14 protein-coding genes and 5 pseudogenes are annotated in these 24,155 nt (G+C 60.7%); 8 read left to right on the forward strand and 11 right to left on the reverse strand.

Annotation, left to right across the window (positions count from 1 at the left end):
- Window positions 1-21: 21 nt before the first annotated feature.
- The 7 genes and pseudogenes from mraY to mraZ all read right to left on the reverse strand — a co-directional run bounded on the left by mraY (window position 22) and on the right by mraZ (window position 7,709).
- Window positions 22-1,104 carry a phospho-N-acetylmuramoyl-pentapeptide-transferase gene (gene mraY, locus ACZ1HM_RS13460; protein WP_472743221.1) on the reverse strand — a complete coding sequence of 361 codons (1,083 nt, stop codon included), beginning with the start codon at window positions 1,102-1,104 and terminating at the stop codon, window positions 22-24.
- Window positions 1,105-1,146: 42 nt separating this feature from the next.
- Window positions 1,147-2,574 (reverse strand): UDP-N-acetylmuramoyl-tripeptide--D-alanyl-D-alanine ligase, encoded by a 1,428-nt coding sequence (locus ACZ1HM_RS13465; protein WP_472743222.1) that lies wholly within the window; start codon window positions 2,572-2,574, stop codon window positions 1,147-1,149.
- A complete protein-coding gene (locus ACZ1HM_RS13470; protein ID WP_472743223.1) occupies window positions 2,571-4,052 on the reverse strand; it encodes a UDP-N-acetylmuramoyl-L-alanyl-D-glutamate--2,6-diaminopimelate ligase in 1,482 nt (493 codons plus the stop codon). Before ACZ1HM_RS13470 ends, ACZ1HM_RS13465 begins: the two co-directional genes overlap by 4 nt.
- Before the next feature lie 15 nt (window positions 4,053-4,067).
- On the reverse strand, window positions 4,068-5,855 hold the full coding sequence (locus ACZ1HM_RS13475) for a peptidoglycan D,D-transpeptidase FtsI family protein (protein ID WP_472743224.1): 1,788 nt from the start codon (window positions 5,853-5,855) through the stop codon (window positions 4,068-4,070).
- A complete protein-coding gene (gene ftsL / locus ACZ1HM_RS13480) occupies window positions 5,852-6,208 on the reverse strand; it encodes a cell division protein FtsL (RefSeq protein WP_472743225.1) in 357 nt (118 codons plus the stop codon). Before ftsL ends, ACZ1HM_RS13475 begins: the two co-directional genes overlap by 4 nt.
- 1 nt (window position 6,209) lies before the next feature.
- Window positions 6,210-7,228 (reverse strand): annotated as a pseudogene (gene rsmH / locus ACZ1HM_RS13485) (16S rRNA (cytosine(1402)-N(4))-methyltransferase RsmH).
- Window positions 7,206-7,709: a division/cell wall cluster transcriptional repressor MraZ gene (gene mraZ / locus ACZ1HM_RS13490; RefSeq protein ID WP_472743226.1), complete on the reverse strand. Its 504-nt coding sequence runs from the start codon at window positions 7,707-7,709 to the stop codon at window positions 7,206-7,208. Before mraZ ends, rsmH begins: the two are co-directional and overlap by 23 nt.
- Before the next feature lie 781 nt (window positions 7,710-8,490).
- Here mraZ and ACZ1HM_RS13495 point away from each other — a divergent pair.
- Window positions 8,491-9,273 (forward strand): hypothetical protein, encoded by a 783-nt coding sequence (locus ACZ1HM_RS13495; RefSeq protein WP_472743227.1) that lies wholly within the window; start codon window positions 8,491-8,493, stop codon window positions 9,271-9,273.
- Between the two features lie 7 nt (window positions 9,274-9,280).
- Here ACZ1HM_RS13495 and ACZ1HM_RS13500 read toward each other — a convergent pair whose 3' ends face one another.
- Together ACZ1HM_RS13500 and ACZ1HM_RS13505 are read right to left on the reverse strand one after the other, a co-directional pair.
- On the reverse strand, window positions 9,281-10,354 hold the full coding sequence (locus tag ACZ1HM_RS13500; RefSeq protein WP_472743228.1) for an Mrp/NBP35 family ATP-binding protein: 1,074 nt from the start codon (window positions 10,352-10,354) through the stop codon (window positions 9,281-9,283).
- A gap of 92 nt (window positions 10,355-10,446) precedes the next feature.
- Window positions 10,447-10,710 carry a hypothetical protein gene (locus ACZ1HM_RS13505; protein ID WP_472743229.1) on the reverse strand — a complete coding sequence of 88 codons (264 nt, stop codon included), beginning with the start codon at window positions 10,708-10,710 and terminating at the stop codon, window positions 10,447-10,449.
- Window positions 10,711-10,941: 231 nt separating this feature from the next.
- Between ACZ1HM_RS13505 and ACZ1HM_RS13510 the strand changes: the two genes are divergently transcribed.
- Entirely contained in the window at window positions 10,942-11,163 is a 222-nt protein-coding gene (locus ACZ1HM_RS13510) for a DUF1127 domain-containing protein (RefSeq protein WP_472743230.1), read from the forward strand.
- Window positions 11,164-11,514: 351 nt separating this feature from the next.
- On the opposite strand, the pseudogene ACZ1HM_RS13515 reads toward ACZ1HM_RS13510, so the two are convergent.
- Window positions 11,515-13,937: pseudogene (locus ACZ1HM_RS13515) on the reverse strand (ATP-dependent helicase).
- Between the two features lie 336 nt (window positions 13,938-14,273).
- Between ACZ1HM_RS13515 and ACZ1HM_RS13520 the strand changes: the two are divergent.
- From ACZ1HM_RS13520 to ACZ1HM_RS13535, 4 genes and pseudogenes are all read left to right on the forward strand, one after another.
- A pseudogene (locus tag ACZ1HM_RS13520) lies at window positions 14,274-15,568 on the forward strand (alpha-hydroxy acid oxidase).
- Window positions 15,561-19,000, forward strand: a pseudogene (locus ACZ1HM_RS13525) (pyruvate carboxylase). Before ACZ1HM_RS13520 ends, ACZ1HM_RS13525 begins: the two co-directional pseudogenes overlap by 8 nt.
- 412 nt (window positions 19,001-19,412) lie before the next feature.
- Complete coding sequence (locus ACZ1HM_RS13530) at window positions 19,413-19,796, forward strand: VOC family protein (RefSeq protein WP_472743231.1); 384 nt, start codon at window positions 19,413-19,415, stop codon at window positions 19,794-19,796.
- Window positions 19,797-19,864: 68 nt separating this feature from the next.
- A complete protein-coding gene (locus tag ACZ1HM_RS13535) occupies window positions 19,865-20,350 on the forward strand; it encodes a DUF2244 domain-containing protein (RefSeq protein ID WP_472743232.1) in 486 nt (161 codons plus the stop codon).
- Between the two features lie 207 nt (window positions 20,351-20,557).
- Here ACZ1HM_RS13535 and ACZ1HM_RS13540 read toward each other — a convergent pair whose 3' ends face one another.
- Complete coding sequence (locus tag ACZ1HM_RS13540; protein WP_472743233.1) at window positions 20,558-21,022, reverse strand: GatB/YqeY domain-containing protein; 465 nt, start codon at window positions 21,020-21,022, stop codon at window positions 20,558-20,560.
- 193 nt (window positions 21,023-21,215) lie between these two features.
- Between ACZ1HM_RS13540 and carA the strand changes: the two genes are divergently transcribed.
- Both carA and ACZ1HM_RS13550 read left to right on the forward strand, forming a co-directional pair.
- Window positions 21,216-22,391: a glutamine-hydrolyzing carbamoyl-phosphate synthase small subunit gene (gene carA / locus ACZ1HM_RS13545; RefSeq protein WP_472743234.1), complete on the forward strand. Its 1,176-nt coding sequence runs from the start codon at window positions 21,216-21,218 to the stop codon at window positions 22,389-22,391.
- A gap of 157 nt (window positions 22,392-22,548) precedes the next feature.
- Window positions 22,549-24,042: pseudogene (locus ACZ1HM_RS13550) on the forward strand (glycosyltransferase); the annotation flags it as partial.
- Window positions 24,043-24,155 lie beyond the last annotated feature (113 nt).

Consider the following 24,155-nt stretch of genomic DNA (forward strand, 5'->3'; position numbering starts at 1 on the left):
AGTAGGCCCTCTCAGGGCCTTTTACCGCACCTTCAACGTGGCCAAACCGATCATGGCCAGAATGAGCGAGATGATCCAGAACCTGATCACGATCTGCGGCTCAGCCCAGCCTTTCTTTTCATAGTGGTGGTGGATCGGTGCCATCAAAAACACCCGTTTGCCGGTGCGCTTGAAATAGAGCACCTGAATGATCACGCTGAGCGCCTCAACCACAAAAAGCCCGCCCACAACGGCCAGTACCAGCTCATGTTTGGTGGCCACCGCAATCGCCCCCAGCGCACCGCCCAAAGCCAGTGAACCGGTGTCGCCCATAAAGACCGCAGCGGGTGGTGCGTTGTACCACAAAAAGCCCAGGCCGCCGCCAAAAAGACCGGCGGTAAAGATCAAAATCTCCCCCGTGCCCGGCACGTAATGCACATCAAGATAGTCGGTAAAATCCACCCGCCCCACAGCGTATGAGATGATGCCCAGCGTGCCAGCTGCGATCATCACCGGCATGATGGCCAGACCGTCCAACCCATCGGTGAGGTTGACCGCATTGGCCGCGCCGACAATCACCACAATCGCAAAGGGAATGAACAACACCCCCAGATTGATCAGCGTGTCTTTGAACACCGGCAGGGCCAATTGATACTGCAGCCCCTCGGGGTGGTATTGCGCGGCCCAATATCCCGCAATTGCCGCGATCAAAAACCCTAGGAAAAGCCGCACCTTACCCGAAACACCTGAGGTGTTTTGCTTGCTCACCTTGGCATAATCATCGGCAAAACCGATGGCCGCAAAACTCATGGTGACAAACAGCACCAGCCACACAAACGGATTGTCCAGCCGCGCCCACAGCAAGGTGGACGTCAGCAACGCCCCCACAATCAGCAAACCGCCCATCGTTGGCGTGCCCGCTTTGGCAAAATGCCCCTCCGGGCCGTCATCGCGGATGGGCTGGCCTTTGCCCTGCTTGCGCCGCAACACCGCAATCAGCGGCTTGCCAAACAAAAACCCAAAAACCAAGGCCGTCAGAAACGCGCCGCCCGCCCGGAACGTGATGTACCGAAAGAGGTTAAAAAAGTCGCCGCCATCCGACAGCAAGGTCAACCAGTAGAGCATTCAACGCGTCCTAACTCATCATCTTGTGGGCGAACCGCCCTCTTACACACCTTCAACCGGATGGCCCATTTTGCGTATCGCGTCAACAATCAGCCCCAACTTCATCGACAAAGATCCCTTGGCCAGCACCACGTCGCCGCTGTCGAGCTTGCTGCGCAAGACCGGCAAAACCTCCTCAGAGGTTGCACACCACAGGCCGCGCTGATGCTCGGGCAAGGCGGCATAAAGCGCCTTCATATGCGGCCCGATGCAGTGGATCACATCCAGCTCTTTGGTGGCCGCCAGCGATGCCAGGTCTTGATGCAGCGCGTCTGCCGCGCCGCCCAGCTCTTTCATATCGCCCAGAAACGCGATCCTGCGGCCCTTGCTGACGCGGCCTGTGTCGTCGGTCACCGGGCTTGCGGCAAGCACCTCAAGCGCGGCAGCCATCGACGTGGGATTGGCGTTGTAGCTGTCATCAATCAGATGCAGCGCCAGATGCGTCTCAACCGGGTCCAGCACAATGATCTCGCGCCCGCCCCGACCCGTATAGGGAGTCCAGCGGCCCAAAGACTGCGCCGCCAACGCCAGGTCCGCGCCCATCGCTTCAGCCACCGCCAAAGCGCCCAGGCCGTTCATCGCAAAATGCCGACCCGGGGTTGCGATCTTGAACAAAAGCGGGCTGCCTTGCCGCGCGGCCTGCACAACGGTTGTCTCCGCCTGCACGGCCACGTCCTTGAGAACAAAGTCCTGCGCCTGCGTGCCAAACCCGATGGATTTCAGCCCCTGGGTCTCAGCCGTCTCAGCCAGGATGGCGCTATGCTCAATATCGGTGTTGATCACCGCCGTGCCACCGGGCTTCACGCCTTCAAAGATCGAAGCCTTCTCATGGGCAATGCCTGCCACGCTCTCAAACGCTTCCAGATGGGCCGCAGCAACAGTGGTGACCATCGCAACATGGGGCTGGGCCATGCGGGCCAAGGGGGCGATCTCACCGGGGTGGTTCATCCCAATCTCAATGACCGCATACTGCGTGTCCACCGGCATCCGCGCCAGCGTCAGCGGCACGCCCCAGTGATTGTTGTAACTGGCCACAGAGGCATGGGTGCGCCCCTGATCCGACAGAATGGCGCGCAGCATTTCCTTGGTTGAGGTTTTGCCCACACTGCCCGTGACAGCAGCCACCTTGGCCGCCGTTCTGGCGCGCCCGGCCCGGCCAAGCGCTTCTAGCCCGGCCAGCACATCCGCCACCACCAGCAACGGCGCGTCCTCTGCCACGTCCTTTGGCCGGTAGGACACCAGCGCCGCGGCCGCCCCTTTGTCCAAGGCTTGGGCCACGAAATCATGCCCGTCCCGCACGTCTTGCAACGCCACGAACAAATCGCCCGGCGCGATCGTGCGTGTGTCAATCGACACGCCAGTGGCCTGCCAGCTGCCAATGGCCTCACCGCCGGTTGCTGCGGCGGCCTCTGCACTGGTCCACAAACTCATGCCAATCTCCCATCCAACGCGGCCACAGCCACGCTGGCCTGTTCTGCATCATCAAAGGGCAACACATCATCCCCAACGATCTGGCCCGTCTCATGCCCCTTGCCCGCGATCAACAACGCGTCACCCGGACCAATGGCATCGACCCCGCGCAAGATCGCTTCGGCGCGGTCTGCGACCTCGGTGGCCGCTGGCGCACCCACCATGACAGCCGCACGGATCACGGCAGGGTCTTCTGAGCGGGGATTGTCATCTGTCACCAACACCAAATCGGCATGTTCAGCAGCCGCAGCCCCCATCAGGGGCCGTTTTGTGGGGTCGCGGTCTCCGCCCGCGCCCACAATGGCCACAAGCCGTCCCATCACATGGGGCCGCATCGCTTGCAGCGCTGTGGCCACCGCGTCGGGGGTATGAGCGTAATCCACAAAGACCGCCCCGCCATTGTCGCGTGTCGCGGCAAGCTCCATGCGGCCGCGCACCGTTGTCAGATGCGGCAGGGTGTCAAACACCTCTTGCGGATCAGCACCGCAGGCAATGACCAATCCAGCGGCCAGCAAGACGTTATCCGCCTGAAACCCACCGATCAGAGACAGCCGCGCCTGATAGGCTTTGCCGCGCCACTCAAACCGCAGATCCTGGCCGGTGCTGTCAAACCGCTGCGCGGTCAGGTGCAGATCGCCCCCGTCCCGGCCCACGGTGATCACCTCAGCGCCGCGGGCCTTGGCGATGGCGGCCATGTCGACCCCCTTGGGGTCATCAAGGTTGACCACAGCCGTGCCATCCTGCGGCAAAACACGCGAAAAAAGGCCCGCCTTGGCATCAAAATAGGCCTCAAAGGTCTCGTGATAATCCAAATGATCCTGGGTAAAGTTGGTAAACCCCGCCGCGCGCAGCGTCACACCTTCCAGGCGGCGTTGGTCCAACCCATGCGATGACGCCTCCATCGCGGCGTGGCTGATGCCGTAGGCCGCCGCATCCGCAAGCGCGCGGTGCAAGGTGATCGGCTCAGGCGTGGTGTGGGCCAGCGGCGCGGTCCAGGCCCCTTCAACACCCGTGGTGCCCAGGTTGACCGCAGGCAAGCCCATCTCAATCCAGATCTGGCGCACAAAGGTCGATACAGAGGTTTTGCCATTGGTCCCGGTCACGGCAACCATCGTCTCAGGCTGGGGGCCAAACCACAGCGCCGCCGTCAGCGCCAAGGCCTCGCGCGGGGCATCTGTCACAACCACAGCGGCGTCTGAGGCACGCAACACATCTGCTGCCATCTCAACGCCTGCGGCATCTGTCAAAACGGCCCGCGCTCCCATGCGCAAGGCGTATTGGATAAACTCGGCCCCATGCACGCGGCTGCCAGGCATGGCGGCAAAGAGAAACCCCTCTTTCACCTCCCGGCTGTCCACGGCAATGCCCGTAATCGCGGGGTTCGCCCCGCCCCGCGCCGTCAGGCCAAGAGAGGAAAGCGGAACGGTCGGGCTGGCCATGAGGGGGGCTCTTTATCAGTTGCTGCTGGTCAGCGTTATCACGGGGGCCCGAGCAGGTTCAACAGTTGGCCGCACCCCCAGCAAAGGGGCCACGCGGCGGATCATTTCAGCGGCCACCGGCACCGCTGTCCACCCCGCTGTCCGGCGGGGTTTGTCGCCCGAGGTTTCAACCGGTTCGTCCAGCGTGACAATCAGCACATACTTGGGATCATGGGCAGGAAAGATAGAGGCAAAGGTCGCGATAACCTTGTCGTTGTAATACCCCCCGCGCCGCTTGGGTTTATCCGCCGTGCCGGTCTTGCCGCCCACATGATAGCCCGGCACCTCACCGAAACTGGCCGTGCCATCTGACACCACCTTGCGCAGCATCATCCGCGCATCGCGCGCGGCCTGTTCCGACATCACCCGTGGCCCCAACGCCGCCGCTTCCCGCTTCAACAGCGTAGGCCGAACCTGATAGCCGCCATTGGCAATCGCGGCATAGCCCGCCGCCAGATGCATGGGCGAAGAAGACAGCCCGTGACCATAAGAGATCGTGACCGTAGAAAGATCCGTCCAGCGCTTGGGCAACAAGGGCTTGCCGCCCGCAGCCTCTACAATCTCAAACGGTGTGGCTTCGAAAAAGCCCAAATTTCGCAGGAAATCCTGCTGCCGCTTGGTGCCGATCTGCAGCGCCATGCGTCCCGTCCCCCGGTTTGAGGACTTCACGATGATGTCTGCCACGCTCAGCTTGCCATAGTCTTTGTTGCGGAACTCACCGATCTTAAAGCCGCCCACTTTCATCGGACCGCTTGTGTTGATCACCGTGTTGGCATTGACCAAACCCAGGTCAATGGCCTGCGCGGCGGTGAAAATCTTGAACGCTGAGCCCAATTCATAAACGCCCTGAACCGACCGGTTGAAAAGCGGACTGTCTGAGGCATCCCCTTCGGTCGCAGGGCGGGGGCGGTTGTTGGGATCAAAGCTGGGCAAAGACACCACGCTGATAACCTCTCCGGTCTTCACGTCCATCAAAACGGAGGTCGCGCCCTTGGCATTCATCAGCTTCATGCCGCCCCAAAGCACCCGCTCTGATGCCGCCTGAACCGTCAGATCCAGCGACAGCTGAAGCGGTTTATTCCCGTTGGACGGATCACGCAGATAGTCGTCAAAGTATTTCTCAACCCCCGCCACGCCGATCACTTCTGCCGCGTGCACGCCTTCTTTGCCAAAGCTCGCCCCGCCCATGACATGAGCCGCCAGCGCCCCATTGGGGTAAAGCCGCATGTCGCGTGGCGCAAAAAGCAATCCAGGATCGCCGATATCATGCACCGCTTGTTTCTGCTCGGGCGAGATTTTCTTTTTGATCCACAGGAACTTGCGTTTCCCAGTGAAGTCTTTGACCAGCTTTTCCTCATCCAGATCAGGAAACACTTTCACCAGCCCCTTCGCGGCGGCACGTGGGTCCACCATGTGACGCGGCTGGGCATAAAGCGCATGGGTATCAAAGTTGGTGGCCAGAATGCTGCCATTCCGGTCTACAATATCAGCGCGAGAGGCTGAAATCACCGCGCCCGGCGCATGCGCGCGCGGCTCGACCGGGTCTGTGGTGGCCAAAAGCCCCATGCGCGCGCCAACAACGGCAAAGGCGCAAAAGAAAAACGCGCCCAGCACCAACAACCGCCCTTCGGCACGCTGCCGGGATTGATCGCGCATCTGTTCATGTCGGATGCGCTTGTTTTCACGTTCAATCGCGTCGGGGTTTTCCCCCTTTTGACGGGCATCCAAAATGCGGGCCAAGGGGCGCAGAGGGGTGCGGATCATAGCGGGTCCTCCTCGCCAGCGGCAGCGCTTGAGACATCAATGGGGTCGGTGATGGGCAATAGCGGCGCGGGCGGATAGACGATCTGATCAACCTGCCCGAACTGATCTGGCCGCAACGCCAGCAGCCCTAGGCGGTCAAAGTTGATTTCAGCCAGATCGCGCAACCGGTCAGGTCGGTTCTGATAGGCCCATTCGGCCCGTAGCACCGCCAGACGGGCATGGGCTTCTTGGATGTTGCGGTGCAGGGTGTCCGCTTCGCTCAGCGCTTGCTGCGTGGCATAGTTTTCGCGGTAGGCCCAAAACGCCAGCCCGATCACCACAAGCGAGGTCATAATATAAAGAACCGCTCGCATCCTACTCAAACCCCTTAACAAACGGCATTCCGATTGATTTTGCATCAATCGCGCCCGCTGGCGCGTCCGTGCGGGTGGCCACCCGCAATTTCGCCGATCTACTGCGCGGATTCTCCGCCAATTCCTGCGCGTCTGGTCCAATCGCCTTGCGCTTGGTCACCGTGAACTGCGGCGCGTCACGCTGCACCTCGGGGGCATAGCGGTTGGCATTGCCCCCGCCGCCCGAACGCGCGGTCAAAAACCGCTTTACCATCCGGTCCTCAACCGAATGAAACGTCACCACAGCCAATTGCCCGCCGGGCCTCAGCGCCCGTTCAGCAGCCATCAACCCTTTGAAAAGCTCGCCATATTCGTTGTTCACCGCAATCCGCAGCCCCTGAAAGCTGCGCGTGGCGGGATGGCTTTGGCCCGGCTTGGCGCGGGGCAGGCAGCCCTCAACAATCCGCGCCAGCGCCAGCGTTGTGGTGATGGGGGCCAGGTCGCGCGCCTTGACGATGGCTTTGGCGATCCGGCGGCTGGCGCGTTCCTCGCCGTATTGAAACAGTATATCGGCAATCACCGCCTCATCCGCGCTGTTCACGATATCCGCCGCAGAAGGCCCCGCCTGTGACATGCGCATATCCAGCGGGCCGTCTTTCATGAACGAAAACCCGCGCTCGGCAAGGTCCAGTTGCATAGAGGACACGCCAAGATCCAGAACCACTCCGTCAAGATCCTGGCCGTAGCTGTCCATCTGCGAAAAGACACCCGGTTGCGGTGTGATCCGCCCCCCGCTGTCTCAATCCAATCCGCCGCCATCTCAAACGCGAGCGGATCGCGGTCCACAGCGATCACACGTGCGGCACCGGCTTCAAGCAGGCCCTTGGTATAGCCGCCCGCCCCAAAGGTGCCGTCCAGCCATACGCCGCCCACAGGGGCCACAGCCGCCAACAAAGGACGCAATAAAACAGGGATATGAGGGGCAGTCTCAGGAAGGGGGCCGCAGCAGCCATCACAGTCAGTCCCCCGGTGGTCCGTCAAGGAAAGCCATCGGATCAAAGTCATCCGGCAGCTCATCCAGCCACTCTTCTTCTTTGGCACGCTCTACCGTGTCGTAGGTCTCAGGCTTCCAAATCTGGAAGGTATCGCCCGCCGCAATAAAGAACGCCTCGTTCTCCAGATCAATTTTCTGGCGCAGCTTGGCAGGCAGCACCAGGCGGCCTGTTTCATCCACAGTTGTGGGAAAGGACTGGCCATGAAACAGACGCTGAAGCATCTTCCGCTCCATCGATCCACGCGGCATGGCGTCGATCTTGGCGTCCACCTCATCAATGGCTTCCATGGTGTAGCATTCAAGGAATGCGCGGCGCTTATCGCCATAGACGATCACCAGCTCAGGGGTTTCGCCGCTTTTCCAGTTTGGATCACCGGCTTCCAACACACGCCGAAAAGAGGCTGGGATAGACACCCGCCCCTTCGCATCGACTTTGTGGTGGCTTTCGCCTCTGAACCTGCGGCTCACTGTTTTCGTCCTGCCTGACGCTGATGCGTCTGTCTTTGTTGTGCGCGGATGCGCTTTGTTGTCTCGGTCGCGCCTTTCGCGAAAATCTCACCCCTGAAAAACGGTACGGCGGATTGAACTGCTGCCACTGTTCAATCCGCCGCCCTCATCCCGCTGAGCGGGGAACTCCGACTGCGCGCGCCACCTGGGGGGATGTCTGCTCGCCCGCGCGCCGGATCCGTATCTGATGAAATCGAGGTGCCTGTATGAAACCTGCTAGGTTTTGTTTTTGTGTGGGGTCGTTTTGTGCCCCGGTCCCGTTCTCATCTGATGCATTAGGGATGCCATGGGAAATCATGGGCGTCTACAATTATTTTGGGAATTCGTGGGACGAAAGGGGATGAGATACCGCTGTGACGCACATACATTACGAGGAAAACGCGAAAATATTAGCACAATTATGGAAACGAGTGCCCATCAACACTATATATTGTGCCACCACAAGGCGGGACAAAAATTCCCACAAATTCCCAACTTTTTTCGGATCACAGCTAATACACTAATAGTGTTTTACTTTTGTTCTCACTCCCAATGCCCAACACCAGCCGAGTTTACGAGAATATTCCCGAAAAACGATTCGTTTTTCACGAACCGCTTAAGATGAAGCAAAGCCTTCCCATGAAATCCCGCACCCTGTCCCATGCATTCCCACAAAGAGGACACAGGACATTAATTTACGCTCGAATGCCTTGCCTGCCCCACACCAACACGTCACAACACTGCGAAAACCAAGGAGGCTGGCATGAGCGACGCGCTGGCGATATTGACCCATGCCCTGCGCATGCTGCTGTTTGACGTGTCCCGCACCATCCGGCTGTTGCTACCCCCCATATTGATGGTGATGGTCAGTGGGATCATCCTGTCCTCTTTTGCCTATGACACGATCTTTGCACTGGATGACACCACGCTCACCCCGCCCCCCGCCGCCGGGCAGAACCTGTTGCTCTTTGCGGTCTTTGGCGTGATCGCCCTGCTCTCTTATGCGCTGATGGCGGTCTTGTGGCATCGGCATGTTCTGATCAACGGGGCAGAGCGTCCGGATGCGCGCCTTTACTTCGGCTACATCTGGCGTGCGGTTGTCGTTGGCGCTTTCCAAGTGCTCGCCGCTATTCCGGTCATGGCGGCCATTGGCATGGCGGGCTTGGCCGTGGGCACCGGGTTTGGCAGTGCCTCAGCAACAGACGCGGTCGCCACGCTGCTGGGCTTTGTGGGCACTGTGGTCCTGCTTTGGATCGGGCTGCGGGTCAGCCTGGTGCTGCCCGCCGCAGCCCTCGGCCAAACGCTCAGCATCCGCGAAAGCTGGGACACAACGCAGCGCATCTCTGCGCCGCTCTGGGGCGTGGGGCTGTTGCTCACCGGGATCAATACCGCACTATACTACGTCACCGCACCCCTGCTTGTGGGCGACAGCTATCTGGTCTTTGGCCTGCAAACAGCACTTTTCATCGCCGAAGGGCTGGTCTTTATCTCAGTCCTGACCACGCTTTACGGCTACCTGATAGAAAACCGGTCCCTGGGGCAGTAACGCCGCCTTAGGCAATGCCCCCGTCAATCAGACCCTTGGCGATCTTGGCATAAGCCTCGGCCATCGCGCCCTGCCCGGCGGCAATCGGCGTGCCACTGTCCCCGGCCAGCCGCGTCTCCAGATCAATCGGCAAAGCGCCCAAAAGCGGCACGCCCATCTTCTCCGCCTCAGCCCGCACGCCGCCCTGGCCAAAAATCTCATGCTCAGACCCGCAATCGGGGCAGACAAAGAACGACATGTTCTCAATCAAGCCCAGGATCGGCGTCTTGAGCGTGCCAAACATATCCAGCGCCTTGCGCGCGTCGATCAATGCGACGTCCTGCGGCGTGCTGACCACGATGGCACCAGTCAATTCGGACTTGGTGCACAGCGTCAGTTGCACATCGCCCGTGCCTGGTGGCAGATCGACCAGCAGCACATCCAGCTCCCCCCATTCCACCTGCCCCAACATCTGTTGCAAAGCGCCCATCAACATCGGACCGCGCCAGACAACTGCTTTGCCCTCCTCCATCATGAACCCGATGGACATCAGCGTGACGCCATGGGCATGCAGGGGAATGATGGTTTTGCCATCAGGGGATGCGGGCCGCTTGTTCACGCCCATCATGCGCGGCTGGCTGGGGCCATAGATGTCTGCATCCAGCAGCCCCACCTTGCGCCCCTGCTTGGCCAAAGCCACCGCCAGGTTGGAGCTGACCGTAGATTTGCCAACGCCCCCCTTGCCCGAGCCAATGGCCAGAATGCGCTTCACGCCGCTGGGCTTTGTGGGGCCGTCTTGCGGTTTGGGATGCCCGCCCACTTTCAACGATGGCGGCGCGGCCGGTTTTGCAGCCGGGCCATGCGCTGTCAGCGCAACATGCGCCTGCGCCACCCCCGGCACTTCAGACACCACCTTTTCCGCCGCATCCCGCAACGGCCCCATCGCTTGCGCCACTTCTGCGCTGGGGGCCTCAATCACAAAGCGCACCGTGCCGCCGTCTATATTCAACGCGCGCACCATGTCATGCTGTATCAGAGTGCGCCCATCCGGCAGCGTCACCCGGGCCAAAGCGGCTTCGATCTGCTCTTTTGTGACGGTCATGGGCGCTCCTCTACATTGCTGGATGTGACATGGCAGTTTTTACGCCGAGGGCAAGGGGTCAGGCCGATTTGCACAACGCTTAATCGCGCAGCCTAATTTTCAAGCACAGCCCCCATGTTTTTTCTGCATAGCAGCATTGCAAACATTGTTATTGTGCAGTCGCAGCAAATCAGCGATAACAGGGACATAGAGAGAGCAATCTTTCTTTCGAGACCACAGACCGGTTCATCCTCCTCCCGAAACGGTCTGATTTTGGCGGCGACATCTTCCTCCTCCCTGATGTCGCCGCCCTTTTTCTCTCCCCTGACTGGCAAACGCGCCATGCACCCGGCGCATGGCACGATGACTGCATCCAAAGCATATTTCCTGTCTCTTATGCCCCCGGCACATTCCCTAAAGCATTGAATTCTTTGAAACTGCGCCGCCCATATGCGCAAGATGCGCTAAGATCGCCCTAACTGTTTCGCAAGAGGGCGACAGTTGCAAAATCTGCATATCGGCTTTGTCGGGATGGGCGTTGTTTCCGCTAACGATGCGCGTAAGTACAGGGCATCCGAAACGAAAATGAAAAGTAACGAGGCGCCACAATGGCATATCTGAACACACAATCCGCAACCGGTGCATCCTTCGCAAGCACCTTCACCGCAGGTATCGAAACCCTGCGTCAGCGTTTTCACACGTACCGTCAGTACCGCGAGACCGTGAACGGTCTGAGCGCGCTCAGCAACCGTGAGCTGGCAGACCTCGGTCTCCACCGCTCACAGATCCGCGCGATCGCACTGGACTCCGTCTACGGCGGCACGCACTAAGCAAAATACACATCACCTGAGGCATCATGCATCGCATCCCCGCCCGAAATCTTCGATTTCATCCCGGGTAGAAACTTCAGGTTAAGGTATTTGCTAAACAGTTCGGTCTTGCTGCACCTCCCTGTGGCAAGACTGTCCCACCAAAAGCGCCTCTTTCTCCTCCCTCAGATGCGCTGCAGGTGGACCAGACCCGAAACGCACCCTCCCTGTCGTTTCGGGCCAACTTAGAAACCGCCAGACCTTCCTCCCAAGGTCTGGCGGTTTTGCTTTTGCAATGTTTGATTTGAAATAGATGTGTCAAAGGCGGCCTGCATCCCCTGCGGGCGCACCCCTGACCCAAATGCCTGTCGCTTAGAACGGCACATCATCAGAAGAGGTCAGAAACCGCGACACAACCTTCTTGGTGCCCGCTTTTTCAAAATCCACTTCCAGCTTATCGCCTTCGATCCCGATAATGGCCCCATAGCCGAACTTTTGGTGAAACACCCGTTCGCCCATCATGAAACTGCTCACCGCATTCATATCAATCGTCACATTGCGCGCCTCTGAGGGTTGCGAAATCCCCCGCTCCCCCGACCGCGCCTGCAGCCGTTTCCAGCCGGGCGAGTTATAAACATTCGCCTCCGCTGCGCGTTCCTGCAGATCTGATCGCATGCCGCCTGCAGCCGCACCAAAGCCGCCACCATAAAGCCCCGGCGGGGTCAGCACATCCACATGCTCTTCGGGCAGCTCATCAATAAAGCGCGATGGCATGGAAGACTGCCACTGCCCAAACACCCGCCGGTTTGCCGCAAAGGAGATCGTACAAATCTCTTCGGCGCGGGTGATCCCGACATAGGCCAGGCGGCGCTCTTCCTCCAGGCCCTTGATCCCGCTCTCATCCATAGAGCGTTGCGAGGGGAACAAACCGTCTTCCCAGCCGGGCAAAAACACCGCCGGAAACTCCAGCCCCTTGGCCGCATGCAGCGTCATGATCGACACTTTCGCGCCGCCATCATCGCTTTCATTGTCCATGATCAGGCTGACATGTTCGAGGAACCCTTGCAGGTTCTCAAACTGTTCCAACGCCTTGACCAATTCCTTGAGGTTCTCAAGCCGCCCCGGCGCCTCGGGTGTCTTGTCGTTCTGCCACATGCCGGTATAGCCGGACTCGTCCAGGATGATCTCAGCCAGCTCCACATGGCTCAGCTCCGGCGGGCCGTACTCCTGGCGCACCGGGCCGTCCTCATCATCCAGCACCGCGTTTTCCACATCCACAGGCCGCGCAGGCCGCGCAACTTGCCGTTCCAGCGCTCGATCCCGTCAATCAGCAACCGCAACTGCGCGGCCCCTTTGCCCGTCAACCCGCCTTCGGCCAACAAAATCCGCGCACCCTCCACCAGGTTCACACCGTTCTGGCGCGCGCTCATCTGGATCTTCTGCTGCGCCTTGTCGCCCAGGCCGCGCTTGGGCGTGTTCACAATCCGCTCAAACGCCAAATCATCATCGGGCGAGGTGACAACGCGGAAATAAGCCATGGCATCGCGGATCTCCATCCGCTCATAAAACCGCGGGCCCCCAATCACACGGTAGGGCAAACCAATGGTCAAGAACCGATCCTCAAAGGCGCGCATCTGATGCGAGGCGCGCACAAGGATCGCCATATCATCCAGCCCCACAGGATCCAGCCCGCGCGTGCCGCGCTGCATCGCCTCAACCTCATCCCCGATCCAGCGGGCCTCTTCCTCACCATCCCAATGGCCAATCAAGCGGACCTTCTCGCCCTCCTCGGCCTGGGTCCAAAGCGTCTTGCCCAACCGCCCCTCATTGCCCGCAATCACGCCAGAGGCGGCAGCCAGGATATGCGGAGTTGAACGATAGTTCTGCTCCAGCTTCACCACATGAGCGCCGGGAAAATCCGTCTCAAACCGCAGAATGTTGCCCACCTCGGCCCCGCGCCAGCCATAGATCGACTGATCATCATCGCCCACGCAGCAGATGTTCTTATGCCCCTGCGCCAGCAGCCGCAGCCACAAATACTGCGCGACGTTGGTGTCCTGATATTCATCCACCAGGATGTACTTGAACCAACGTTGATACTGCGCCAGCACATCCGCGCGGGTCTGAAAGATAGTCACCATATGCAACAGCAGATCGCCAAAATCGACAGCGTTCAGCTCTTTCAGCCGCGCCTGATAGGCCGCGTAAATCTCTGTGCCACGATGGTTATAGGCCGCCGCATCCGCCGTTGGCACCTTCTCAGGCGTCAGCGCGCGGTTCTTCCAGCCATCAATGATCCCCGATAGCATCCGCGCAGGCCAGCGCTTGTCATCAATGCCTTCGGCCGCCACCAACTGCTTGAGCAGCCGCAGCTGATCATCGGTGTCCAGAATGGTGAAGTTGGACTTTAGCCCGACCAGTTCCGCATGACGGCGCAACAGCTTTACACAAATCGCATGAAAGGTGCCCAACCAAGGCATGCCCTCCACATGCTGGCCCAACATCCCGCCCACGCGGTTCTTCATCTCGCGCGCGGCCTTGTTGGTAAAGGTCACCGCCAAAACCTCATTGGGGCGCGCCTTGCCTTGGGTCATCAAATGCACGATCCGCGTGGTCAGGGCCTTGGTCTTGCCCGTGCCCGCCCCCGCCAACATCAACACCGGCCCATCCATCTGCTCTACCGCCGCGCGCTGCGCGGGGTTGAGCCCGTCCAGATAGGGCTGTGGCCGCGCGGCCATCGCGCGCGCTGACAGTGACGCGCCTTCAAAGGCGTCCATTTCATCAAAACTGCTCATCCCCTCAACCTAATCGGATTCCCTCATCAGGAAAAGCCCATGTTCGCCAGATGTTCCCACCTGCGTCCCCCCGCCCAAACCTTGGTTTCGGAGCCACCGTTGCGTGCCCCAAGACAGACAGCCCAGCGCCCCGTTGCCAAGATAAATCGCCGCGGGCCCCAGCTTGCTGGGAGACGGCTATTTCTCTTGGCAACGGGGTGAGGGGATGTCAGGCCGGGGGCGGGCAAGGGTGGCTCTGAAACCGCTTGGTTTTGGTGAACCAGCAGCGCCCGCACCACCGCACCGCAAACCATCCCCGGCTGGACAATCACCGCATCATCGCAGCATATGCCCCGCATGGACCTACACGCCCGCTACCCCGGCCTTGATGATCTGCGCGCCCGCGCCCGCCGCCGTATCCCGACATTCGTCTGGGAATACCTCGACAGTGGCACCGGGCAAGAAGCCACCAAGGCGCGCAACCGCAGCGCACTGGATCAGATCGGGTTTGATCCATCCGTCCTGCACGGCGAAATCACCCCCGATCTCAGTAGGGATCTCATGGGCCATTCCTACCCGCTCCCCTTCGGCATCTCGCCCATCGGCATGTCGGGGCTCATTTGGCCCGGGGCCGAACCGCTCTTGGCCCAAGCCGGGGCGTGGCACGCCATCCCCTACTGCATGTCGACCGTCGCCACCCAAAGCCCTGAGGACATCGCCCCCCACATCGGCCCCCAGGCCTGGTTTCAGCTTTATCCCCCCGCGATCCGGACATTCGCACCGACATGCTGGCCCGTGCAAAATCCGCTGGATTTGACACGCTGGTGATGACCGTTGATGTCCCCACCGCCTCGCGCCGCGAACGCCAGGTGCGCTCAGGCCTGACCAACCCGCCCCGCATCACCCCAAGGCTGCTGGCACAGATCGCCACCTGCCCCGCCTGGGCCATGGGCATGGCGCAGCGGGGGATGCCGCATATGCGCGGTCTTGATAAATACACCGATGCCGCCAGCACAGGCCGCTCGCCCACGGCCCACGTGGGATATCTGCTGCGCACCGCTCCTGACTGGGACTATGTCGATTGGCTGCGCGATGCCTGGAAAGGTCCGTTCATCATCAAAGGCGTCTTGCGCGCCGACGACGCGACCGAGCTTGAGCGCATTGGCGTGGATGCGGTCTGGGTCTCCAACCACGCAGGGCGCCAATTTGACGGCGCGCCCGCCTCGATTGAGGCGCTGCCCGCCTTGCGCGCCGCAACCACCCTGCCCCTGATCTTTGACAGCGGCATCGAAAGCGGTCTCGACATCCTGCGCGCCCTCGCACTTGGCGCGGACTTCGTCATGCTGGGCCGCGCCTTTCACTTTGCGCTGGGGGCCCCGGGGCCAAAGGCCCCGATCATCTTGTTGATATCCTTGCCAAAGACCTTGAGGCAAATATGGGCCAACTGGGTGCGCGCGATCTCAGGTCGCTGCCCAAGGCGAAAATCTTGCCGTAAGGTAAAGTTATTTCTCGAAATTTCACAAAGGGAAACTAATATTCCCAAAGGGGAAATCACAATTCCGCACCCCCTCCGTATCTGTGGGTATTGCGCCGCCCTATATCATGCCTATGGTGCGCCCAAATCTGCCAAGGAGTTTGCCCAGCATGCCTGATTTTAAGAAAATCCTCATTGCCAACCGCGGCGAAATCGCCATCCGCGTGATGCGTGCCGCCAATGAGATGGGCAAAACCACGGTCGCGGTCTACGCCGAAGAGGACAAGCTCGGCCTGCACCGTTTCAAAGCGGACGAAGCTTACCGCATCGGCGAAGGTCTGGGCCCCGTGGCCGCCTATCTGTCGATTGATGAGATCATCCGCGTGGCCAAGGAATGCGGCGCCGATGCGATCCACCCGGGCTACGGCCTGCTGTCGGAAAACCCCGAATTCGTGGATGCCTGCGCCAACAACGGCATCACCTTCATCGGCCCCAAGGCCGAAACCATGCGCGCCCTTGGCGACAAAGCCAGCGCCCGCCGCGTGGCCCAAGAGGCTGGCGTGCCGGTCATTCCCGCAACTGAGGTTTTGGGCGACGACATGGACCTCATCCGCGCCCAAGCGGCTGAGATTGGCTATCCCTTCATGCTCAAAGCCTCATGGGGCGGTGGTGGCCGCGGCATGCGCCCGATCTACGATGAAAATGAGCTGGAAGAGAAAGTCCTCGAAGGCCGCCGCGAGGCCGAAGCCGCCTTTGGCAATGGCGAAGGCTATCTGGAAAAGATGATCCTCAAGGCCCGCCATGTTGAGGTTCAGATCCTGGGCGACAAACACGGCGAAATCTACCACCTTTATGAGCGTGATTGCTCTGTCCAGCGCCGCAACCAAAAGGTGGTTGAACGCGCCCCAGCCCCCTACCTCACCGAAGACCAACGCGCTGAGATCTGCGATCTGGGCCGCAAGATCTGTGCCCATGTGAATTATGAATGCGCAGGCACGGTTGAGTTCTTGATGGATATGGCCGACGGCAAGTTCTATTTCATCGAAGTCAACCCGCGCGTGCAGGTCGAACACACCGTCACCGAAGAGGTGACAGGCATCGACATCGTCCAGGCGCAGATCCTGATCGCCGAAGGCAAAACCATCGCTGAGGCCACCGGCAAAGCCTCTCAGGATGAGGTGCGCCTGAACGGCCACGCCCTGCAGACCCGGATCACCACCGAAGACCCGCAGAACAATTTCATCCCCGACTATGGCCGCATCACCGCCTTCCGCGAGGCCACGGGCATGGGCATCCGCCTCGATGGTGGCACCGCCTATTCCGGCGGCGTAATCACCCGCTATTACGATTCCCTGTTGGTCAAGGTGACCGCCAAGGCGCAAACTCCTGAGCTTGCCATCGCCCGCATGGACCGCGCGCTGCGCGAATTCCGCATCCGGGGCGTGTCAACCAACATCGCCTTTGTCGAGAACCTGCTCAAACACCCCACCTTCCTCGACAACACCTACCACACCAAATTCATCGACGAGACACCGGATCTTTTCCAGTTCACCAAACGCAAGGACCGCGGCACCAAGGTGCTGACCTACATCGCCGACATCACCGTGAACGGCCACCCCGAGACCAAAGGCTATCCCCGCCTTTCGCCCAGCACCCGCGCGCCCAAACCCCCGAAAACCGCGCAGACCCGATGATGGGCACCCGCAACCTGCTGGAGCAAAAAGGCCCTCAAGCCGTCGCCGACTGGATGCGCCAGCAGCGCCAACTACTGATCACCGACACCACCATGCGCGATGGGCACCAATCGCTCCTGGCCACGCGGATGCGCAGCCACGACATGATCAAAGTCGCCCCCGCCTATGCCGCCAATCTGCCGCAGCTTTTCTCAATGGAATGCTGGGGCGGGGCCACCTTTGATGTTGCCTACCGCTTCTTGCAGGAATGCCCCTGGCAGCGCCTGCGCGACCTGCGCGAACGCATGCCCAACATCATGACGCAAATGCTGCTGCGCGCCTCAAACGGTGTGGGCTACACCAACTACCCCGACAACGTGGTGCAGTTCTTTGTCAAACAGGCCGCAACCTCGGGCGTGGATGTCTTCCGCGTCTTTGACAGCCTGAACTGGGTGGAAAACATGCGCGTGGCCATGGACGCGGTGATTGAGGCGGACAAGGTTTGCGAAGGCACGATCTGCTACACCGGCGATATCTTTGACCCTGACCGCGCCAAATATGACCTGAAATACTACGTCGACATGGCCAAACAGCTGCAGGATGCAGGCGCCCATGTCCTGGGCCTCAAAGACATGGCGGGCCTTTTGAAACCCGCCCAAGCCCGTGTGCTGATCAAGGCGCTGAAATCCGAAGTGGGCCTGCCCATCCATTTCCACACCCATGACACCGCAGGCATCGCTACCGCCACGATCCTGGCCGCCGCCGACGCGGGCGTCGATGCGGTGGACTGCGCGATGGACGCTTTTTCTGGCAACACCAGCCAGGCGACGCTGGGCTCTGTGGTCTCGGCCCTCAAACACACCGACCGCGACACCGGCCTGTCGATGGAGGCCGTGCGCGAAATCTCTGACTATTGGGAAGACGTCCGCCACCAATACGGTGCCTTCGAGACGGGCATGCAGGCCCCCTCCTCTGAGGTTTATTTGCATGAAATGCCCGGCGGCCAGTTCACCAACCTCAAAGCCCAGGCCAAAAGCCTCGGGCTTGAGGAACGCTGGCCCGAAGTGGCGCGCACCTATGCGGATGTGAACCAGATGTTTGGCGACATCGTCAAAGTCACGCCCTCCTCCAAAGTGGTGGGTGACATGGCGCTGATGATGGTCTCTCAGGGCCTGACGCGCCACGACGTGGAGGATCCCAAAACCGATGTGGCCTTCCCCGATTCCGTGATCGACATGATGCGCGGCAACCTGGGCCAACCCCCCGGCGGCTTTCCGGATGAAATCGTCAGCAAAGTGCTCAAGGGCGAAGCCCCCAACACCGCCCGCCCCGGTGCTCACCTAGAGGCGATTGACCTTGAAGACACCCGCACGGATCTCTCCCAACAGCTGGAAGGCAAAGCCGTCGACGACGAAGACCTTGCAGGCTACCTGATGTATCCAAAGGTCTTTCTCGATTACATGGGCCGGCACCGCCAATACGGGCCGGTGCGCACCCTGCCCACACAGACCTTCTTTTACGGCATGGAACCGGGCGAAGAGATCAGCGCAGAAATTGACCCCGGCAAAACCCTCGAAATCCGCCTGCAAGCGGTGGGGGAGACCACAGAAGACGGCGAAGTGCGCGTGTTCTTTGAACTCAACGGCCAGCCACGCGTGATCCGCGTGCCCAACCGTCTGGTCAAATCCGCCACCGCGCAGCGGCCCAAGGCTGATCCGGCAAATGAAAACCACATCGGCGCGCCCATGCCCGGTGTGATCGCCACCGTGGGTGCGCAAGTTGGCCAAGAGGTGCGCGCAGGCGATCTGCTGCTGACCATCGAAGCGATGAAGATGGAAACCGGCATCCACGCCGAACGCGATGCGGTGGTCAAAGCCGTGCATGTCACCGCAGGCGGCCAGATCGACGCCAAAGACCTTTTGGTCGAGCTGGAGTAACCCCGCCCACAGACCGGCCCCCGCCCTCGCCTCCCGGCCCGGCCCCGCCCGCCAACCGGCTCCACGCCCCCGCCTCCCTCTCTGGGCTGGAGCCGCCTTCGCTTGAGCGCAGGCAGGCCGGGCCAGGCCTTGGGGGCCAGACAAATCGCCGAGGGCCCCAGCTCTGCTGGGAGACGGCTATTTTTCTTGCGCCCCAAGGCATGGACTGGCATGTCCAAGGTCAATCGAAGGTGGATCCAGCCCCTCTGGGATGGTGAGCCTGAAGCCCCTGCCCCCTATCCTAAAGCCCCAGTCCTAAAGCCCCATCCCTCTTCCTAAAGCCTCATACCCCGTCCCGAAACGCCCGCCGTCACAGACGCAGCATCCCCTGCCCCCGACCCGCACGCCTCCCCCTCAAACTCCTCACTCTCACATGCGCCTCTCAGCCCTCACCCTCATCGTCCCGAACTACGATCAAGCCATCGCCTATTACTGCGATGTGCTGGGCTTTGATCTGAGCGAAGACATCGACCAAGGCCACAAACGCTGGGTCCGCGTCACACCCGCGGGCGGCGGGGCGGGGTTTATCCTCGCAGAACCCGGCGATGCGCGCCAACAAGCGGCGATCGGCAATCAGGGCGCAGGCCGCGTCTGGCTGTTTTTGCAAACCGACGACTTTGCCGCCGATCACAGCCGGCTCACCGCCGCAGGGGTCACCTTTGAAGAAAGCCCCCGCGATGAACCCTATGGCACCGTGGCGGTTTTCCGCGACATCTTCGGCAACCGCTGGGATCTGATCCAATACACCGCAGGGTGAGCATCCTGTCGCATTGCCTTAAGCCGCCCATCCGCTAGGTTGCCGCCCAGCTTAAGACGGACCCGCCCATGCCCTATGAATGGACCAGCCCTCCCAACCGCAGCCCGCAACAAATGCGGCTTTGGCCGCATCAATCGCTGCCGCCCAAGGGCTTTGCGGCCTTCGTGCTGGCCACCTTCACGCTGATCCTGATCCCGACCTTCACCCTTTTGGGCACCGTGCTGCTCTGGGGCATGCTGCCCTTTGTGCTGATGGCCGTGGGCGGGATCTATTTTGCGCTGCAATCCAACTACAAATCCCGCCAGATCGAAGAGGTCTTTACCCTCGGATCAGACACAGCGCGCCTGACCCACCGCACCCCAAAGGGGGAGGTCAAAGAATGGGAATGCAACCGCTACTGGACCACGGTGACCAAGTACGAAAAAGACGGCCCCGTCCCGCACTACATCACCCTGCGCGGCGAAGGCCGCGAGGTTGAGATCGGTGCCTTTCTAAGCGAGGAAGAACGTGTGGCCCTTTACGATGATCTGCAACGCAGCCTGCGCCGCCAGTAATGCGCCGGTTTTGACGCAGCGACTGTAACGCACCGACTGTGATCTGTTGTATGCACCTGCGGTGTACGCGCGGTGCACAATGTGTGACATTTAAAGTCTGGCCGGACCCAAACTGAAAAGCCTCGCCGCACCCGGCCCCGAAATCCACCCAAAAAGCGGCCACCAAACCGCGACCTCCGCACGGGTCAGCGGGGGAAACGCCCAGGTCTAGCCTGCGCTCAGCCGGTCCTTGACCATCGGCCCCACGGCCCCGAAATCCATCTGCCCGGTGTATTTCGTTTTCAACGCACCAATCACCTTGCCCATGTCGCGGATGCTCTCTGCGCCGATGTCCGCAATGGCCGCCTCAACCGCAGCGCTCACTTCATCGTCGTTCAACTGCCGGGGCAGGAATTCTTCGATGATGCCAATTTCATTGCGCTCCTGCTCCGCCAGATCAAGCCGCCCGCCTTCTTCATAGGCGCGCGCCGATTCCATGCGCTGCTTGGCCATCTTGCCCAGGATCGCCAGAACCTCGGCCTCTGCCACGCCTTCATCATTGCCCTTGGCACGGGCATCAATGTCTTTGTCCTTGATGGCGGCATTGATCAGGCGCAGCGTCGACAGACGGCCTGCTTCTTTGTCTTTCATGGCTTTTTTCAAAGCCTCGGAAATCCGTGTGCGCAGGGGCATAAACGTGGCATCCTTGATCCAACGGCAAACTTCCAGCGACCATAGCCAATGCCATCGCAACACGCAATGCAAAGACATATCCGTAAGCATATGATTTCATTATAGATATCATTTCGCTCCAGACCTTGACCCTCACCAGCCCTGGCAGTAGTTTGCGACCCGTTTACCCCGCTAAAACATCGGAGACTGCCACATGAGTGCGCCCGTATCTGACCGCCCGACCGCCTGCCTGGCTCTCGCGGACGGCTCTCTTTTTTATGGCATGGGCTTTGGGGCCACTGGGCAGACCACCGCTGAGTTGTGCTTTAACACGGCCATGACCGGCTATCAGGAGATCATGACCGATCCCTCTTATGCAGGTCAGATCGTCACCTTCACCTTCCCCCATGTGGGCAATGTGGGCACCAACCCCGAGGACGATGAAACAGGCGATCCTGTTGCCGCGGGCATGGTTGTCAAATGGATGCCCACCGATCCATCAAACTGGCGCAATGTGCAGCCGCTGTCGGATTGGCTGGCCGCACGGGGCCGCATAGCGGTAGGCGGCATCGACACCCGCCGCCTGACCCGCGCCATCCGCCAGCAAGGCGCGCCCCATGTCGCTCTGGCCCACAGCCCTGACGGCGTTTTTGACATTGAGGCCCTGATCAAAGCGGCCCGTGGCTTTGCCGGGCTGGAAGGCATGGACCTGGCCAAAACGGTCACCTGCGCGCAGTCCTACCGCTGGGATGAGATGCGGTGGGCCTGGCCTGACGGCTACCCCAAGCAGCAGGCACCCCAACACAAGGTCGTCGCCATCGATTACGGGGCAAAGCGCAACATCCTGCGCTGTCTGGCCTCTGCGGGATGTGACGTGACCGTCCTGCCCGCCAGCGCAACCTTTGAAGATGTAATGGCGCATCAGCCCGACGGTGTTTTCCTGTCCAACGGCCCCGGCGACCCCGCGGCGACAGGGGCCTACGCTGTGCCGATGATCCGTTCGGTTCTCGACAAGACAGATTTGCCGGTGTTTGGCATTTGCCTTGGCCACCAGATGCTGGCCCTGGCTTTGGGCGCAAAGACTATCAAGATGAGCCACGGCCACCACGGTGCCAACCACCCGGTCAAGGACAATGACACGGGCAAGGTCGAAATTACCTCTATGAATCATGGCTTTGCTGTGGATGCGCAAACACTGCCCAAGGGTGTGATTGAAACGCATGTGTCGCTTTTTGATGGCTCAAACTGCGGCATTCGAATGGAAAACCGCCCCGTCTGGTCGGTGCAGCACCACCCCGAAGCCTCGCCTGGCCCGCAAGACAGCTATTACCTGTTTGAACGCTTCGCGGATGCGATGGCCCAACGCGCAAGCGCTGCCGAGGACGCTTAACGCCACAATTAACCCGTTCTTTACCATGCGCCTGCCATGACATGCTCATGACAGGCAAAAAGGACACGGGATGAGCAGGCAGCGGCTGCATTTTTCAGACCCTCAGGTCGTGGCGGAGCCCCGGCAGCGGGCGCCGCTGGGGCGCTATCTGGTCGACATGGGTGTCATCACCAATGAGGATTTGCTGCGCGCACTGGCGCTGCAACGCCGCGTTGACGCCCCCTTGGGTGAGATCCTTGTCGCCGAAGGCACCGCCCACCCCGAAGACATCCTTGTCGCCCTGGCCGAGCAACATCATGCGCAGGTGGTCGATCTGGACCGTGACCCGCCGCAAAAGACGCTCGCCGCGCGTCTGCCAGCGGCGCTGTGCCTGAAACACCAGGCCGTGCCCTGGATGACGCTGGGGGGGCTGCTGCTGGTTGCGACCAGCGCGCCGCAAAGCTTTGAGGATCTGCGCACAGATATCGGGCTTCACGGCCCGCCGGTGTTGCCTGTTATTGCTCAGGCGCAGCAGGTTAAAGCACAGATATCAAGGCTTTATGGACCAGAGCTCGCCCTGAACGCGGCTACGCGTGCCCCAGATAAACTCAGCTGTCGCAGCTGGAACCCTGCTGCCTTTTCCCGGCGGTTCTGGTCCGTGCTGGCTGTCGCCACCTTGTTGGTGGCACTGGTCCTTGCCCCGCTTTGGACGCTGACGCTGGCCACGCTGTTTGCGTTTACGACCCTTGTGATGACCACCCTTTTCAAGGCAGCAGCGCTTTGGGCGCGTCTGTTCCGACCTCCACCATACCAAACAGATCCCCTGAACCCCGTCTTGCCAGACCGATTGCCGCGGGTGTCGATCCTTGTGCCGTTGCTGCGCGAACGGGAGATTGCAGGCGCGCTGATCCACCGGCTGTCACAGCTGACCTATCCCAAGTCACAGCTTGATGTGCTTTTGGTGCTGGAGGCGGGCGATACCATCACGCGCGACACATTGGCCAAAACCGCGCTGCCCCATTGGATCAGCGTGATTGAGGTGCCTGAGGCGAACAAGCTGACCACGAAGCCGCGCGCGTTGAATTACGCGATGGACTTTTGCAAAGGCAGCATCATTGGCGTCTGGGATGCTGAGGACGCCCCCGCCCCCGACCAGATCGAACAGGTGGTCAGCCGCTTTGCCGAGGCCCCGGCGCGCGTGGTCTGTTTGCAGGGCATTCTCGATTACTACAACGCGCGCGCGAACTGGCTATCGCGTTGTTTTACAATCGAATATGCCGCCTGGTGGCGTGTGCTGCTGCCGGGTGCCGCGCGGTTGGGTCTGGTGCTGCCGCTTGGGGGCACAACGCTGTTCTTTCGCCGCTTCGCGCTTGAGGCGCTGGGGGGATGGGACGCGCATAATGTGACAGAAGACGCCGATCTGGGCGTCAGACTGGCCCGCGCGGGATGCCTTACAGAACTGATTCCCACCGTCACCCATGAAGAGGCAAATTGCCGCCCTCTGCCCTGGATCCGGCAACGCTCACGCTGGCTCAAGGGTTTTTTGATCACGTGGTGCGTGCACATGCGCGCGCCCCGCCTGCTGCTGTCTGATCTGGGCTGGCGCAGGTTCTTGGGCGTGCAGACCATGCTGTTTGCGACGGTTTGCCAATTCTTCTGCGCGCCGCTGCTGTGGTCCTTCTGGCTGGCGCTCACCCCCATCCCGCACCCTGTAGAGGCGACGCTGGGCAGCGGCACCCTGTGGGCAATGGTGGGGGTGTTTATCCTGGCGGCAACCGTGAACCT

The sequence above is a fragment of the Sulfitobacter sp. GN1-4 genome (assembly GCF_055693825.1).